Origin of the sequence: Paracoccus sp. S3-43 (assembly GCF_029027965.1) — a bacterium.
GTDB lineage: Bacteria > Pseudomonadota > Alphaproteobacteria > Rhodobacterales > Rhodobacteraceae > Paracoccus.
The window spans coordinates 337,812-354,636 of record NZ_CP119082.1; the positions used below are offsets into that span (position 1 = coordinate 337,812).

Consider the following 16,825-nt stretch of genomic DNA (forward strand, 5'->3'; position numbering starts at 1 on the left):
GGATTCGCTGCCGCGTCTTGGAGTGCCCCCACTGAAGTGGTCCGCCAACTGGGATACAAATATCCTGTTCAGGAGGACCATCAGATGGCAGGCAAGCGAGACAAACCGGAAGACATCGTTCTGAAGCTTCGACAGATCGAAGTGCTTCATGGACAGGGAATGGCGATTTCCGACGCGGTGCGGCAGATCGGCGTGACCGAGCCGACGTATTATCGCTGGCGCAAGCAGTATGGCGGCATGAACCGGGATCAGCTGAAGCGTCTCAAGGAGCTTGAGGCGGAGAACCAGCGGTTGCGGCGCGCGGTGTCAGATCTGACCTTGGACAAGATGATCCTGAGCGAGGCTGCACGGGGAAACTTCTAAGCCCTTCGCGCCGTCGCAAGTGCATCGATCATGTGCGGCAGGCGCTTGGCATATCCGAGCGCCGCGCCTGCCGCACCCTCGGGCAGCACCGCTCAACGCAACGCAAGGTTCCTTGCGGCGCCCCGGACGAAGAACGGCTGACGGAGGACATCATCGCGCTCGCTCGCACCTACGGGCGATATGGCTATCGGATGATCACCGGACTGCTGAACAACGCCGGTTGGCATGTAAATCATAAACGCGTGGAACGGATATGGCGGCGTGAAGGGCTGAAGATCCCACAAAAGCAGGCAAAGAAGGGTCGGCTCTGGTTGAACGACGGGTCCTGCGTCCGTCTCCGACCGGAGCACCCGAACCACGTCTGGTCCTATGATTTCGTTCAGGACCGGACACATGACGGACGGCTGTTTCGGACGCTCAATATCATCGACGAATTCACGAAGGAGGCGCTGGTGATCCGTGCAAACCGCAAGCTCAATTCCACCGACGTAATCGACGCCCTGACGGAGCTGTTCATCTTGCGTGGCCCGCCTGCGTTCATAAGGTCCGACAATGGCGCGGAATTCATTGCCAAGAAGGTGCAGGGCTGGATCGGCGCAGTTGGTGCCAAGACCGCGTTCATCGAGCCGGGTTCACCCTGGGAGAACGGGTATTGCGAGAGCTTCAACGCTCGATTCCGCGACGAACTCCTGGACGCAGAAGTCTTCTATTCGCTTAGGGAGGCCCAGATCCTCATCGAGCGATGGCGCCGCCACTACAACACTGTCAGGCCGCACAGCTCCCTGGGATACCGCCCGCCCGCACCGGAAGCCCTCATCCCAATAGACCAGCGGCCGACGATGCACTAACAATCAACCCGGACCACTCCGTGGGGGCAGTCCACCCTGAACCAAGGATGACAGGATTTGTTCCCAGAGAATGAGGAGGATCCCTCATTTTTTCGTATCGGCGGCTCTTCTCGCCTAACTTGCAGTATATGTAACGAATCATGCACCCCATCTGAAAAATGCGATGTCCGATCAGGATGACGATCCAAATCCTGAACGCGACCTGGAGCAGGCGTTGTCCCGCGTGCTTTCGAATGTCGAAAAGGAACCGCTGTCGCCCCCGCTGAGAATGCTCGCGCGGAAGCTGGAAGAGGCCCTGAGGCAGGCGCGCCGCAAGCATTGAGCGGGTTTTGTGAACGGCCCGCGACCGCTATCGTTTCGGGCGCTTTCAGCCAGCCAAGTCGTTGGCGCCCCCGATTGGCGCTGGCGCATGACAAGCGCAATGCTTGGGTAGGGCGGGAACAATCAGTCCGCGATCCCGTTCGCCCGTGAAGCATCATTCATCAGGGCTTCCGTATGGCCGACGACATTCCAGCGCTTCCCGGCGCCGACCACACGCTGGCTTTCCTGCGGCAGGGCTATGCCTTCGTCGGCAATGGCTGCGACCGGCTGGGGTCCGACCGGTTCCGGGCGCGGCTGATGATGTCGCGGGTGATCTGTGCGCGCGGGGCCTGGGCCGCGCGGCTGATCTATGACCCCGACCTGTTCACCCGCAGGGGCGCGATGCCGCCAACGGTGCTGCGACTGTTGCAGGACAAGGGCAGCGTGCAGACGCTTGACGATGCGGCCCATCGCCATCGCAAGGGGCTGTTCACCGGCCTGCTGATGACCGATGAGGCCGAGCGGTCGTTCCTGATGATTCTCGAGGAGGAATGGCATCGCGCCCTGCAGGACTGGATCGCCGCCCGGCGAATCGTGCTGTTCGACGCGGTGAACTTGGTTCTGACCCGTGCAGTGTTTCGCTGGACGGGACTGCCGCTTGACGATGCGCGCGGCATGACACACCAGATGTCGTCGATGATCGAGAACTCGGGCCGCATAGGGCCGCGCATGTGGCTCGCCCTGGCCCGCCGGATGCGGACCGAGGCGCATGTAAGAGGCGCGGTCAAGCGGGCACGCGCCGCCCACACCGCCGAACCCACGCCGCTGCAACGCATCGCGCAGTTTCGCGATGCGGATGACAGGCAGCTTTCGGCATCCACGGCGGCGGTCGAGCTGATCAATATCCTTCGCCCGGTGGTGGCGATCGGACGCTATGTCACCTTTGCGGCCTTGGCGCTGCACCGGCATCCCGGCTGGCGCGATGCGTTGCAGGGCGCCGGGGATGCCGATTACGACCGTTTCGCCGAGGAGGTGCGCCGCCATTCGCCGTTCTTTCCGGTAATCGGCGGCGTCGCCCGGCAGGAGGTCCGTGCCAGCGGGCTGACACTGTCGAAAGGCGACTGGATGATCGTGGACCTGTTCGGAACCTGCCATGATCCGCGACTGTTTCCCGCGCCCGATGATTTCGATCCCCGCCGCGACCTGTCCTGGCGCAGGTTCGGAACGGATTTTGTCCCGCAGGGCGCAGGCGACCCGCATCGCGGCCACCGCTGTCCCGGTGAGCGTCTGACCGTCGCCACGATCCGCTCTGCAACCCGGCTGCTGGTCGAGGCGATGGATTACACCGTGCCGCCGCAGGATCTGTCGGTCTCGCTGGACCGGATCCCCGCCCTGCCGAAAAGCGGAGTTGTCATCGACGGGATTGCAGGCCGCGAAAGCCGCTGACGTGCAACCGGCGACTGCGGCCAGACAATGCCGAACGCCCCCGGCGGCTCCCACCCCTACGCGGCGGACCAGGCAAAGCAGCCGGGCGGCAGGCCCGCGCTGCCGACCAAAAGCGCGCCCTGCCGGTAAAGGCTCCATGCCCGGTCGCCCGGAAGATCCGCCAGAACCACGCCCTCGCCATCGGTCCAGACCATCCTGCCGCCGGCTCGTTCCAGGATCGCGTCGATCTGCGCCTGGGACAGCGATTGGCGGAACACCACCGCCGTCAGGGGCTGGTCCGGCGGCGGCCGCAGGGCAACCGCCGCCATGCCGCCGGTCATCGCAAACAGAACCAGAAGCGCCGATCCCGACTGCCGCCGGGACAGGCCGCCTCCGGACCCGCGCAGCAGCCACAGGCCGGCCAGGACCGGCACCAGACCGAAGGCCCCAAGCCACAGCAGATCCCAGAACAGGGGATTCGGGCTGTCCACCCGGATACGGTGAATGCCCAGAATCCAGTGCGACAGAAGCGTGTCGAGAACGTGCCAGACGCCAAAGCCGATCAGCAGCGCCCCCGCCAGACCCCTGCCCGGCAGTGCGGGGGCATCCTGCCGGATACGCCACAAAAGCCACAGGCCCAAACCCGCGATCACAGACATCAGCGCGTGGAAATAGCCATCCCACATGACCTGGATCCGCAGATCGGTCACGCTGGGCACCAGGCTGAGAAGGTGGTGCCATCCCAGGATCTGATGGAGCAGGATGCCATCGAAGAACCCGCCCAAGGCAAAGCCCAGGATCGCGCCCGCCCTGATCCATCGACCGTTTCCCATTGCCCAAGTCCGGCTTGGCTAATCTTAGGTGAACCGGATTCTGCCTCATATGTTCCAACAAGGGAACATTGCCCTCCGCCGACGGTTCCTCGGAGGTTTGCAAGGGATTGAACGGATGCCAAAGCCTCGAAACAAAATGTGCGGTTTGAGCGTGGTCATCACCGGCGCCTCCAGCGGCATCGGCCAGGCCACGGCCGAGGCTTTCGCCCGCAAGGGCGCGCGGCTGGTCCTTGTCGCGCGGAACGCCGAGGCGATCGAGGCCGTCGCGCAGGACTGCCGTGACCTGGGCGCCAAGGCCATGGCCATCGCCGCCGATGTTACCGACGCCATGGCGATTGCCGAGGTCGCGCAGCAGGCCGCCGATTTCGGCGGCGGTATCGATGTCTGGGTCAGCAATGTCGGCACCGGCGCGGTCGGCGCCTTTCACGAAGTCCCCATCGAGGCGCATGAGCAGGTGGTCAGGGCCAGCCTGATCGGGCACATGAACGACGCCCATGCCGTGCTGCCGGTCTTCCTGCGCCAGCGCCGCGGCGTCTTCATCAACATGATCTCGCTTGGCGGCTTTGCGGCGGCGCCCTTTGCTGCGGCCTACAGCGCCAGCAAGTTCGGCCTGCGCGGCTTTGCCGAGGCGCTACGGGGCGAACTGATCCACGAACCCGGCATCCATGTTTGCGACATCTATCCGTCCTTCGTCGATACGCCCGGCATTTCGCACGGGGCGAATTATACGGGGCGCGAACTGTCGGCGCCGCCGCCGGTGCTGGATGCCCGCCGGGTGGCGGATGCCATCGTCGATCTGGCGGCACGGCCGCGCCCGACGACCATGGTGGGCGCGCCGACGGCCTTGGTGCGGCTGGCCCATGCGGTCTCGCCCGAACTGACGACGCGGGGGATGGCGCTGTTCCTGGAAGCCTATTTCCGCCGGGCGCCGCGCACGGGCGTCAGCAGCGGCAACCTGTTCCGATCCCCGCCGCAGCCCGGCGGCATCGACGGCGGCCTGCGCGCGCCCCGGCAGAGGTCGGGCCTTGCCGGTGTCGCCTTGGGCGTCGCGGCGGTGGGCATCTTGGCGGTGGCGCTGAGGGGGCGGCGGCGATGACCGATGTCACCTATCCGCCGCTGGACAGGCTGAAGCCCGTGGCCGACGGCGTCTGGATCGTGGACAGCGGTCCGATGAAGGCCATGGGCGTGATCCCGATCCCGGTCAGGACCACCGTCATCCGGCTGGAGGCGGGCGGGATGCTGATCCACTCGCCGTCGCGCCTGACCCCGGACCTGCGGCGGCAGATCGAGGTGATCGCGCCCATCGGCCACCTTGTCGCGCCCAATATCGCCCACTGGACCTTTCTGAAGGACTGGCAGCAGCAGTTTCCCGAGGCGACAACCTGGGGCGCGCCGGGCCTGCGGAACCGCGCGCAGGTGCGCCGCGCGGGGTTGCGGATCGACCATGACCTGGAGGAGGCGGCACCCGGCTGGCCAGGTGAGCTGGAGCAGATCGCGGTCCAAGGGGCAGGCGGCTTTTGCGAGATCGCCTTGCATCACCGCCCCAGCCGCACTCTGATCCTGGCCGACCTGGTGCAGAACCTCGAACGTCGCAAGCTGCCGCTGGTCTTGCGCCCCCTTGCGGCGGCGGCGGGGGTGCTGGCGCCGGATGGCCGCGCCCCGGCCTATCTGCGGGCCATCGTCAAGCTGGGCGGCGCATCCGCGCGGGACGCAGGCCGCCGCATCGTCGCCACCCGTCCCGAGCGTGTGATCTTCGCCCACGGCCAGTGGTTCGACCGCGATGGCGCCGCACGGCTGGAACGGTCGCTGCGATGGCTGTCGTGATCGGAGGAATAAGGACTCTGTGGCGGCGCACCCCGGTAGGCCGATCCGAAAAAGGTCGGAGAGGGTGAAAGGTTATCCGCGAATGTCGGCCGAGGCATCGGTCCCTCGCCGCGCCACCGCAAACTTAAGGGCGCGGTTGCATGCCCCCGTTCTGTGCTTAAAATCCCAGGAAATATACCTAGCCAACAGGAGACACGATGCGGACTTTCACAAACGCCCTGCTGGGAGCTTCGACTATTGTGCTCAGCCTTGCCGGAGGGGCGATGGCCGACCCGATCAAGGTGAAGGTCTTCATCGGCGCGATGTTCGAGATCGGCGAGAACAGCGGGGATCGGGCCGGCGAATATCAGCATTGGCATGAGCGTTACTGGCAGGATGCGGCGGCGCGGGAAATCCCGGGTGCCTTCGCGCCGGTGCAGTGCAACGATGACGGCGTTTGCGGCTCTGTGTTGGGAATGGGCAAGGTCAATGCGGCCGCCTCGATGCAAGCCATCCTGCTGAACCCGGCCTATGATTTCTCGGACGCCTATTATCTCATCACTGGGGTCGCCGGCACGCCGCCGTCACGGGGAACGATCGGTGATGTGGTCTGGGGAAGCTGGCTGATCGATTATGATCTCGGCCATAGATGGGCCCCCGAGGAGGGTGAGCCGGGCGCACCGGTGTTCATGCCGCGAAAGGGATATGAAGAATACCGGGTTCACAAGCTGAACCCCGACCTGGTGGCTTGGGGCGTCGCGCTGTCCTCGGACGTTGCGCTGAAGGATTCCGAGGAGGTGCGGACCTATCGGATGCGCTATCCCGACACTGCGGCCCAGGCTGCGCCTTCGATCAAGGTGGGCACGCATATGACCGGTGACACCTTCTTCCATGGTCCCGGTCTCTCGGAGGAAGCGCAGTATATGGCCGGCCTCTACGGCGCCGATGACTATCTGGTCACCGAGATGGAGGACAACGCCATCGCCCAGGTCATCAACCGGCTGCACGGCACGGACCGGATCGCGGCGATCCGCGGATCGGTGAACTTCGACCGGGGCAATCCGAATGAGACCACGCTTCAGCATCTCGATCCCGCGCCGGGCGAGACGGCCGGTGGATTTGCGGAAACTGTCGAGAATATCGCACTGGTGGGCGCACCTCTGGCGGATCGGATCGTGGCGGATTGGCAGATCTGGGAAGCGGGCGTTCCGGCGTTGGCAGCCAAGTGATCGGCAGGCGTGCTCCTCGTCGCCCAACCTGCGATGCTGGGCACGGCATGATCGGGATGGTCAGGCGGGCTCCGCCAGCCTTGCCGTTATCTTCCATCCCGAGTCGTCATGCCCTAGCCGCCAGACCTTGCGCGCCACCGATGTATCTGCGGCGGTGCGAGCATCCCTCCGACCGTGGCTGGCCCTGATCCGGCGGCTGTGGTGGAGGATGGCCGTCAGCATGGGCGGGGCAAGCGGGTCTCGGCGGCAGTGCTGCCGTGCCGCGCGCTGCCTGCAGAACCTCGGAGGCCGGAGAGGGACGATCTGCGGATGGACCAGCCCGGCATGTCGGCATGGCCGAAGGGCAGCAGAAAGCTGAACAGATAGACCGTGCGATGCAGCAGCAGCGTTTAGGCAATGGGCAGGGGCGTGTTGGCCAGACGCTCGCAACCTGAGCAAGGCCGACATCAGATGCCTCGTCAACGCGCCCGTGACGAAAGATCTACAGGGCAAGCGTGTCCGTATTGTTCCCCAATGCCGCCACGGGGAATATTGGCGGGACATCCCCGGCCTCATGAACGCGGCAGTTAACGGCACTGCGCCTGGTCGATATGGGCACTCCTGATAATCGCCAATTCAAGGCTTTATACTGGCAATTGGAACCAATGGGCACATCCGACTTAAAATTGGTATGACCAATACTAACAATTAAATGAACCCTCTTGACAGATTTTTCTTGACTGCCCTGCCTATATTGGCATTTTGCACGCCGACGCGGGCATAGTTGGTCGGACCAATTATCGGCCTGCTCATTCCGAGGCAACAGGGGAGGTTGAACCGGTATGGCACGATCAGACTGAACAGGTTTTCCGTCCTCGGTTTCGTCAGCATGACCGCGTCACCGAACGCTGTGCTGCCGGGCCGATTAGCAGCACGGCGCCGACCGGTGCGTTGATCGCGCCAGGCAGGTAGCGGGCAGGCCTTGCCCCGGCCCTTTCTTCCGAAAACGACCGATCTGAAAACCCGTCAACCGACCAGGCTGCGTGCAGGTGGGAGTTTGGCGCCTTGTCTGAAACCCTCTCACCAAGCGGAGTCCCTCAAACATGGAAGTTTGGGCGCAAAACTACGATCCGGCGGGAAACATCTGGCTGTCCAGCCTGATTGCCCTGATCCCGATCGCCTTCTTTTTCCTGGCCTTGGCCGTGTTCCGGCTGAAGGGCTATGTCGCCGGGACCATCACCGTCATCCTGGCGCTGCTGGTCGCGATCCTGTTCTATGGCATGCCGGTCGATATGGCGCTCGCCTCGGGCGTCTATGGCTTCTTCTACGGGCTGTGGCCGATCGCCTGGATCATCGTCGGCGCGGTGTTCCTCTACAAGGTCTCGGTCAAGACCGGCCAGTTCGAGATCATCCGGTCGTCGATCCTGTCGGTGACGGAAGACCAGCGGCTGCAGATGATCCTGGTGGGCTTTGCCTTCGGCGCCTTCCTGGAAGGCGCGGCGGGCTTCGGCGCGCCGGTCGCCATTACCGCCGCCCTGCTGGTGGGCCTGGGCTTCAAGCCGCTTTACGCCGCCGGCCTGTGCCTGATCGCCAATACCGCGCCGGTGGCCTTTGGCGCCATGGGCATCCCGATCATCGTGGCCGGGCAGGTGACGAACCTCGACCCGTTCGAGATCGGGCAGATGGCGGGACGGCAGCTGCCCTTCCTGACGATCATCGTGCTGTTCTGGATCATGGCGATCATGGACGGCTGGCGCGGCGTCAGGGAAACCTGGCCTGCGGTCCTGGTCGGCGGCGGCGCCTTTGCCGTCTCGCAATTCCTGACCTCGAACTTCGTGGGTCCTGAACTGCCCGACATCACTTCGGCCATCGCGGCTTTGGTCGTCCTGACCCTGTTCCTGCGGGTCTGGAAACCGGCGCATATCTTCCGCTTCGAACTTGACGCCGACGAGGCCGCCAGGGCCGCCGGTGCCGGTCTTGCCGACACGCGCCGCAGTTATACCTCTGGGCAGATCGTCAAGGCCTGGTCGCCCTTCCTGATCCTGACGGTCATGGTCACGATCTGGAGCATCGCCCCCTTCAAGCGCCTGTTCGCCGCCGATGGCCCGCTGGCCGCTTGGGTCGTCAAGATCGAGGTGCCGCTGCTGCACCAGCTGGTCCAAAAGGTCCAGCCCATCGTGCCCGAACCCGCGCCCTATGACGCCGTCTACCAGTTCAACTGGTTCTCGGCCACGGGCACGGCAATCCTGATCGCTGCGATCATCACCATCCTGTTCCTGAGGATGCGTCCGGGCGAAGCCCTGAGAACCTTCGGCGAGACGCTGAACGAGTTGAAGATCCCGATCTATGCCATCGGCATGGTGCTGGGCTTTGCCTTCGTCGCCAACTATTCCGGCCTGTCGGCGACGCTTGCGCTGGCGCTGTCCCATACCGGCGGGGCCTTCACCTTCTTCTCGCCCTTCCTGGGCTGGCTGGGGGTGTTCCTGACCGGATCCGACACCTCGTCCAACGCGCTGTTCGGGGCGTTGCAGGCCACGACCGCGCAGCAGATCGGCGTATCGGACGTGCTGCTGGTCGCGGCGAACACCACCGGGGGCGTGACGGGCAAGATGATCTCGCCCCAGTCCATCGCCATCGCCTGCGCCGCGGTGGGGCTGGCGGGACGCGAATCCGACCTGTTCCGCTTCACGCTGAAGCACAGCCTCGCATTCACCACGATGATCGGAATCATCACCACCGTGCAGGCCTATCTGCTGCCCTGGATGATCCCGTGACCTGACCCCCGGATCCGGCGGCCGTGGGGTCGCCGGGCCTTTCCCTTTCCTGTGGAAGCCATGCTACGATGTCGGTCATTTCGGTCCCACGCCAAGCCCCGCAGGCCAGTCCTTTCGGTCTTGGCCCATGCGAGCCAGCACCGATGCCATCCACGCGCCTGCCCGACCAGATCGCCGACAAGCTTGAACAGATCATCGCCGCGCGCCGGTTGAAGGCGGGCGACCGCCTGCCCGCCGAACGCAAGCTGGCCGAGGACTTGCAGGTCTCGCGTTCGTCCCTGCGCGAGGGGATCCAGAGGCTTGCAAGCCGTGGTGTCCTGGTCAGCCGGATGGGCGGCGGCACCTATGTCGCCGAACCCTCGCCGGGCTGGTCCAACGACGCGATCTTCGCGCCCCTAGAATCGCTGATGCTGGGCGATCCCGAATACCGTTTCGACGTGCTGGAAATCCGTCATGCCCTGGATGGCGCGGCGGCCTGGCACGCGGCGATGCGCGCCACGCCTCAGGACAAGGACCGCCTGCGGGAAAGCTTCGAACATATGATCGCCATGCATGGCAGCGACGATCCGATGGCCGAGGCACGGGCCGACGCGGCCTTTCACCTGGCCATCGCCGAGGCCTCGCACAACCTGGTCCTGTTGCAGGTCACGCGCGCTCTGTTCGATCTGTTGCAGGTCAACATCTCGCAGAACCTTGAAAAGCTCTACACTCTGCCCAAGGTCTTCGAGCCGCTCTCGGCCCAGCACCGCGAATTGCTGGAGGCCATCGTCGCAGGCGATGCCGGACGCGCCCGACAGGCGGCCCATGTCCATATCGACTTCGTTCACACATCCCTAAAAACCATTGACGAGGACGAGGCCCGCAAGGCGCGCGCGTTCCGTCTGCCTTCGGAAAAAGGGCAAACCCCATGATCATCTCAGCCTCGACCGACTATCGCGAGGCGGCCCGGCGCAGGCTGCCGCCCTTTCTGTTCCACTATATCGACGGCGGCGCCTATGCCGAACAGACGCTGCGGCGTAATGTCTCGGACCTGGCCGACATCGCGCTGCGCCAGCGGGTGCTGCGCAACATGTCCGACCTGTCGCTGGGCACCGAATTGTGGGGCGAAAAGCTGGACCTGCCCATGGTTCTGGCACCGGTCGGCCTGACCGGCATGTATGCCCGCCGGGGCGAGGTGCAGGCGGCCCGCGCGGCCGAGGCGAAGGGCGTTCCGCTGACGCTCTCCACCGTGTCGGTCTGCGCTATCGAGGAGGTGGCCCCCGCCATCGACCGCCCGATCTGGTTCCAGCTTTACGTGCTGCGCGACCGGGGGTTCATGAAGAATGCCCTGGAACGCGCGCAGGCGGCGGGCGTGCAGACGCTGGTCTTCACCGTGGACATGCCGGTTCCTGGCGCCCGCTATCGCGACGCCCATTCGGGGATGAGCGGCCCGAACGCCGAGATCCGTCGCGTCCTGCAGGCCGTCACCCGTCCCCGCTGGGCCTGGGATGTGGGTCTGCACGGCAAGCCGCACGATCTGGGCAATGTCTCGCGCTACCTGGGCAAGGCCACCGGACTCAAGGATTACATCGGCTGGCTTGGTGAGAACTTCGATCCGTCGATCTCCTGGGCCGACCTGGAATGGATCCGCGACTTCTGGAAGGGACCGATCGTCATCAAGGGGATCCTGGATCCGCAGGACGCACGCGATGCGGTGGCCTTTGGCGCCGATGGCATCATCGTCAGCAACCACGGTGGGCGGCAGTTGGACGGCGTCCTGTCCTCGGCGCGGGCACTGCCGGCCATCGCCGATGCCGTCAAGGGCGACATGAAGGTGCTGGTGGACGGTGGCGTCCGCACCGGCCTGGACGTGGCGCGGATGATCGCGCTTGGCGCCGACGCGGTGATGATCGGGCGGGCCTTCATCTATGCCCTGGCGGCGGGCGGCCAGGCGGGGGTGGAAAACCTGCTGGACCTGTTCGAAAAGGAACTGCGCGTCGCCATGACGCTGTGCGGTGCAAAATCCGTGTCCGACCTGACGCGGGATTTGCTGGCCGTCGATTCCCTGTCCGCCGGTCATCTGGCGGCGAACGCGGGGCTCACGTCATGACCGCGGACACAAACACCGCGCTTCTGGACAGCTTCCGCGGCATCGTCGGCCCCCGCCACGTCCTGACCGATGCCAAGAAGACCCGCCGCTTCCGCAAGGGCTATCGCTTTGGGGAAGGCGAGGTTCTGGCCGTCGTCCAGCCGGGCAGCCTTGTCGAACAATGGCGCGTGGTGCAGGCGGCGGTCGCGGCGAACAAGATCGTGCTGATGCAGGCGGCGAATACCGGCCTGACCGGCGGGTCCACCCCCGACGGCACCGACTACGACCGCGACATCGTGCTGATCAACACCACCCGGCTGCGCGGGATCCAGGTGATAGACGAGGGGCGGCAGGTGATCTGCCTGCCCGGCGCCACGCTGGATACGCTGGAAAAGGCGCTGAAACCGCTGGGGCGCGAACCCCATTCGGTGATCGGATCGTCCTGCATCGGCGCCTCGGTGCTGGGCGGGGTCTGCAACAATTCGGGCGGCGCCTTGGTGCGACGCGGGCCTGCCTTCACGCAACTGGCGAACTATGGGCAGGTCGATGATTCCGGCGCGTTGCAACTGGTGAACCACCTGGGCGTCCGGCTGGGCAACGACCCCGAGGAGATCCTGGACCGGCTGGAACGCGGCGCCTACGTCTCCGGCGACATCCTCCATGATGACGGGCGCGCGGCCTCGGACCAGAACTATGGCGCCCATGTGCGGCAGGTCGATGCCGACACGCCCGCGCGCTTCAACGCCGATCCGGGCCGGCTGTTCGAGGCGTCAGGGTCGGCCGGCAAGCTGGTGCTGTTCGCGGTGCGCCTGGACACCTTTCCGGCCGAGAAAAGCGCGGTCTTCTACATCGGCTCGAACGACACGGCCAGCCTGGCCGCCGTGCGCCGCCACATGCTGACGGCCTTCGACCAGCTTCCCATTGCCGGGGAATACATCCACCGCGACGCTTTCGACATCGGCGAGAAATACGGCAAGGACGTGTTCCTGCTGATCGACCGGCTTGGCACCGAACGCGTCCCGAAAGCCTTCGCGATCAAGAGCCGCTTCGACACCATCTTCGAAAGCATCGGCCTGCGCGGGCTGACCGACAGGCTGTTGCAGGCCATGGTCTCGCTGCTGCCCGGCCATCTGCCGCCGCGCATCACGGATTTCCGCCGCCGATTTGAACACCATCTGCTGGTCCGGGTGGGCGTGGACAGCGTGGACCAGACGCGTGACTTCCTGAAGACCTGCTTTGCCACGCAAGAGGGCGATTTCTTCGAATGCGAGGCCGAGGAGGGGCGCAAGGCCTTCCTGCACCGTTTCGCGGTGGCAAGCGCCGCGATCCGCTACCGCGAGACGCATCGACGCTCGGTCCAGGACATCGTGGCCCTGGACATTGCCCTGCGCTGCAACGACGACGAATGGTTCGAAACCCTGCCCGACGATATCGAGCGGAAGCTGGCAGGCAAGCTGTATTACGGGCATTTCTTCTGCCACGTCTTCCACCAGGATTACATCGTGAAGAAGGGCCATGACCCCATCGCCATCGAACACGCGATGTGGCACCTGCTGGACGAACGGGGTGCGGAATACCCGGCCGAACACAATGTCGGCCATCTGTATCACGCCAAGCCGGTGCTGAAGGACTTTTACCGCGAGCTGGACCCCTGCAACGTCTTCAACCCCGGCATCGGCCATACATCGAAGCTGTTCCGATGGGAAGGAAGCGGCGAAAAGCCCAAGGGACCGCCTACTGCACCCTGATCGAAGGCCGCATGAGCGCGCGACCGTGGTGGAGATTGCTTTCTCGGTCGGGGCGCCGGAAGCGAGGTCGCTGGCCGAAAGGCCGCGAGTCTTGCCCGCGTTCTGGGCAATCCCGGTGCAGCACAAACGACGGGAACTGGTCGGGCCAACCTGATGGACTCGGCGCAATTTCGTTTTGCTCGCCAAACGGCGGCCTTTACCGTCCATGTCCTGCATCCGGCCTTTCCTTGTCACCATCGGCCGGCGGCCGCGCAACGAGGGCCGGCCGCCGGGCATCGAGACGCTGGATGGGATGAACAGCTTTCAGACCCCGGATCCTGCAAGCATCTGGATCTGGCGAGAGTGCTATGTCGGGATACCCGTCCAAATCATCGAGGCAGGCTGCTTTGGCGGCTGCGACCATCACGGGCTGAATGACTTGATCCTGCCATCCAGGAAGGAGTATTGAAGCACAGATTGGAAGCAAGTCTCACACTGCGCATCTGAGTTCTGGCAAATGACGGCGATTGCATGCCTCTGAAACCAAAATCTTACAAAATATCAGTTACTTAGAACGACGTAAACCGTCGTGTTTTTGCTTTTGAAATTCTTGTCAACACCTGGTCAACGTTTGTCGAGTCCCCCCTCCGACGGGCAACATAATCGTGGCCATGAGCGTTACAGCACCAACTCATAATGCGTGCTGCGGCCGCCGCCTTCGCCTTTCCGCAGCAGCCTAAGGTCCAACAGTGCCGCGATGTCACGGTTCGCCGTGTCCTGGGAGCACTTGGCGATCACCGCCCACTTCGACGAGGTCATCTTGCCCTCGAAGCCATCGAGCAGGCGGTTCAGCACCTTGATCTGGCGTTCGTTCAGCGCCAGCGCCGCAGTGCGTTCCCAGAACTGGCCTTTGGCGACGACCGCCGCCAAGACTCCATCTGCGCCGTCGATGGCACGGCCGAGGCACTTGAGGAACCACAGGATCCAAGCCGTGACGTCCGTGCCACCCTTCTGGGTGCGCTCGAGCTGGTCGTAGTAAGCGTTCCTCTCGGCCCTAATCTGCGCGGACATGCTGTAGAACTGCTGCGAGCTTCCCTCCGACCGGGCAAGCGCCAGGTCAGCGATGGCGCGGGCGATGCGGCCGTTGCCGTCCTCGATGGGGTGGATCGTCACAAACCACAGATGCGCCAGCGCCGCCTTGATCACCGGATCGGTGGTCAGGGGCGCGTTGAACCATGTGAGGAAGGCTTCCATTTCCCCCGCGACGCGCGGTGTGGGCGGGGCCGAGTAGTGAACCTTCTCCCGACCGTAGGGCCCAGACACCACCTGCATCGGGCCGGTACTGTCATCGCGCCAGTCCCCGACGATGATCTTCGTCATGCCGCTGCGGCCGGTGGGGAACAAAGCCGCATGCCATCCCAAAAGGCGCTCGGCTGTAAGCGCGGCCTGATAGTTCCGCGTCGCGTCCAGCATCACCTCGACGATGCCTTCCACATTGCGATCGGTCGGGGGCAGGGCGCCGATGTCGATGCCAAGCCGTCGGGCGAGGGATGACCGCACCTGAGTGGCATCCAGTTGCTCACCCTCGATCTCGCTCGTCTTGACGACATCCTGCGTCAGGGTCTGCAGGACCGCCTCTTCGCGTAGCTTGAAGCCCAGCGCCTCCATCCGGCCGATCAATCGCCCTTGCTCGTGGCGGACTGCAGCAAGAGGCGCGGCAATGCTGCCTTCCTGCCAGGTCAGCCTTGGCCAGTCCTCTTGCTCCCAGATATACACCACATTCTCCGCGCCAAGTGCGGCGATTGTGGGCCGCATTCTTCGCAAGCGCAAGGAAAAACACCGCAAGATATGCGGAGAATGCGGGCGCTAATCTCCGCACTTCCACTATGCCCTGACCAGTTGGTGCACCTAAAGCTGTGATGATCCCTCGGACATAGGGTCATCCTGTCCGAGGTTTTGTAACACAAGAAGCCGTTCCGGACAGCTTGGACATCTGTGCCGCGGCTTCTCCGACAGTCGCTCGGCCTTGGCCAGAATGGTGATCAACACCGCATCGGAATGCTGCGCGAGCCGGATCAGATGCTCCCCGCTCGGCCCGCGTTCGCCAGACAGCCAATACTTGGCCGTCCGCTCACTCGCTCCGGTCCAGCGCATCACCGTCTTGATGGCCTGATGCGTCGGTCCCAGTTCGCGGCGCAGGGCATCGGCAATGGCCTTGCGATAGGCGGTCTGATCGGCGTCCAGGTGCACAGTTGTGCCCATTTTTGGCACAGATTGAATAGCCCCATGTTTCGTGGACGCCTTTTTCGCTAACTTTGAGGCAAGGAGGCCATGATGGGCACAGGTAATTTCACTGACGATTTCAAGCGCGATGCGGTGGCGCAGATCACGGAGCGGGGCTACCCGGCCAAGGAGGTCTCTGAGCGGCTCGGGGTGAGCACGCACTCGCTCTATGCCTGGAAGCGCAAGTTCGCGAAGGCGGTGTCGGGTGAGACGGCAAAGGATGCCGAGATCTGACGACTGAAGCGAGAGCTGGTCCGGGTATCGGAGGAACGTGACATCCTAAATAAAGCCACCGCGTATTTCGCCAGGGATGCAAAGTGAGATACGCGTTCGTGGCCGAGCATCGGGGTCAGTTTTCCATCCGTGCGATGTGCCGGTGCCTGCGCATCCAGCCGAGCGGGTTCTATGCCTGGCTGCAGGCGCCGGTGAGCGCGCGAGCCCAGGAAGACAGGCGCCAGACCGAACTGCTGCAGAAGGCTTGGGCCGAGAGCGGCAAGGTCTACGGCTACCGCAAGCTGCATGATGATCTGGTTGAACAGGGCGAAAGCATTTGTCCGAACCGGGTCGCCCGATTGACGCAGCTTGCGGGGATCAAGGCGCAGATCGGCTACAAGCGCCGCCCCGGAAGTTATGGCGGCAAGCCGTCGGTCGTGGTCGACAACACCCTCGACCGGCAGTTCAACGTCGAGGCCCCGGACAAGGTCTGGGTGACCGATATCACTTACATCCGGACGCAAGAGGGGTTCGCCTACCTCGCGGTGGTCATCGATCTCTATTCCCGGCGTGTGGTTGGCTGGTCGATGCAAAGTCGGCAGACGACAGATGTCGTTCTGCAGGCCCTGCTGATGGCCGTCTGGCGGCGCAAGCCGAAGACCAAGGTGCTGGTTCATTCAGATCAGGGCAGCCAGTTCACCAGCATGGACTGGGCAGCATTCCTGCGCGCCCACAATCTTGAGCATTCCATGAGCCGCCGTGGCAACTGTCACGACAACGCTGTTGCCGAGAGCTTCTTCAACCTGCTCAAGCGCGAACGGATCAGGCGCAGGACCTACCGGACCCGCGAAGACGCAAGGCAGGACGTGTTCGATTATATCGAGATGTTCTATAACCCGAAGCGCAAACATGCGAGAAACGGAATGCTGTCGCCCGCAGAGTTCGAGCGACGGCAGATGATGAGACGGGAAGGCGTCTAA

13 protein-coding genes and 1 pseudogene are annotated in these 16,825 nt (G+C 64.1%); 11 read left to right on the plus strand and 3 right to left on the minus strand.

Annotation, left to right across the window (positions count from 1 at the left end):
* The first annotated feature begins 84 nt into the window (after positions 1–84).
* The 3 genes from PXD02_RS01645 to PXD02_RS01655 all read left to right on the plus strand — a co-directional run bounded on the left by PXD02_RS01645 (position 85) and on the right by PXD02_RS01655 (position 2,957).
* A protein-coding gene (locus PXD02_RS01645; RefSeq protein WP_275103593.1) for an IS3 family transposase occupies positions 85–1,211 on the plus strand; the annotation gives its coding sequence in 2 pieces (ribosomal slippage) (positions 85–349 and positions 349–1,211; 1,128 coding nt in all).
* Positions 1,212–1,374: 163 nt separating this feature from the next.
* Positions 1,375–1,533, plus strand: a complete 159-nt coding sequence (locus PXD02_RS01650; RefSeq protein WP_275105238.1) for a hypothetical protein — start codon at positions 1,375–1,377, stop codon at positions 1,531–1,533.
* Positions 1,534–1,706: 173 nt separating this feature from the next.
* Positions 1,707–2,957, plus strand: a complete 1,251-nt coding sequence (locus tag PXD02_RS01655) for a cytochrome P450 (RefSeq protein ID WP_275105239.1) — start codon at positions 1,707–1,709, stop codon at positions 2,955–2,957.
* A 56-nt stretch (positions 2,958–3,013) separates the two neighbouring features.
* Here the strand turns inward: PXD02_RS01655 and PXD02_RS01660 are convergent, their stop codons facing one another.
* Positions 3,014–3,769, minus strand: a complete 756-nt coding sequence (locus PXD02_RS01660) for a DUF2243 domain-containing protein (protein WP_275105240.1) — start codon at positions 3,767–3,769, stop codon at positions 3,014–3,016.
* Between the two features lie 151 nt (positions 3,770–3,920).
* Between PXD02_RS01660 and PXD02_RS01665 the strand changes: the two genes are divergently transcribed.
* The 7 genes from PXD02_RS01665 (at position 3,921) to dld (ending at position 13,370) form a co-directional block, all read left to right on the plus strand.
* On the plus strand, positions 3,921–4,865 hold the full coding sequence (locus tag PXD02_RS01665; RefSeq protein ID WP_275106337.1) for an SDR family oxidoreductase: 945 nt from the start codon (positions 3,921–3,923) through the stop codon (positions 4,863–4,865).
* Positions 4,862–5,593 carry a DUF4336 domain-containing protein gene (locus PXD02_RS01670; RefSeq protein WP_275105241.1) on the plus strand — a complete coding sequence of 244 codons (732 nt, stop codon included), beginning with the start codon at positions 4,862–4,864 and terminating at the stop codon, positions 5,591–5,593. Before PXD02_RS01665 ends, PXD02_RS01670 begins: the two co-directional genes overlap by 4 nt.
* Before the next feature lie 263 nt (positions 5,594–5,856).
* A complete protein-coding gene (locus tag PXD02_RS01675; RefSeq protein ID WP_275105242.1) occupies positions 5,857–6,801 on the plus strand; it encodes a purine-nucleoside phosphorylase in 945 nt (314 codons plus the stop codon).
* A gap of 1,082 nt (positions 6,802–7,883) precedes the next feature.
* A complete protein-coding gene (lldP, locus tag PXD02_RS01680) occupies positions 7,884–9,554 on the plus strand; it encodes an L-lactate permease (RefSeq protein ID WP_275105243.1) in 1,671 nt (556 codons plus the stop codon).
* A gap of 143 nt (positions 9,555–9,697) precedes the next feature.
* Positions 9,698–10,465, plus strand: a complete 768-nt coding sequence (gene lldR / locus PXD02_RS01685; RefSeq protein WP_275105244.1) for a transcriptional regulator LldR — start codon at positions 9,698–9,700, stop codon at positions 10,463–10,465.
* Positions 10,462–11,643, plus strand: coding sequence for an FMN-dependent L-lactate dehydrogenase LldD (gene lldD / locus PXD02_RS01690; RefSeq protein ID WP_275105245.1), 1,182 nt, complete (start codon positions 10,462–10,464; stop codon positions 11,641–11,643). Before lldR ends, lldD begins: the two co-directional genes overlap by 4 nt.
* The gene (dld, locus tag PXD02_RS01695) at positions 11,640–13,370 is read left to right on the plus strand and encodes a D-lactate dehydrogenase (RefSeq protein WP_275105246.1); all 1,731 of its coding nucleotides are present in this window, start codon (positions 11,640–11,642) and stop codon (positions 13,368–13,370) included. Before lldD ends, dld begins: the two co-directional genes overlap by 4 nt.
* Before the next feature lie 657 nt (positions 13,371–14,027).
* Here the strand turns inward: dld and PXD02_RS01700 are convergent.
* Positions 14,028–15,125, minus strand: coding sequence for a Fic family protein (locus PXD02_RS01700; RefSeq protein WP_275105247.1), 1,098 nt, complete (start codon positions 15,123–15,125; stop codon positions 14,028–14,030).
* 132 nt (positions 15,126–15,257) lie between these two features.
* On the minus strand, positions 15,258–15,599 hold the full coding sequence (locus tag PXD02_RS01705) for an XRE family transcriptional regulator (RefSeq protein ID WP_275105248.1): 342 nt from the start codon (positions 15,597–15,599) through the stop codon (positions 15,258–15,260).
* A gap of 84 nt (positions 15,600–15,683) precedes the next feature.
* Here PXD02_RS01705 and PXD02_RS01710 point away from each other — a divergent pair.
* Positions 15,684–16,825, plus strand: a pseudogene (locus PXD02_RS01710) (IS3 family transposase).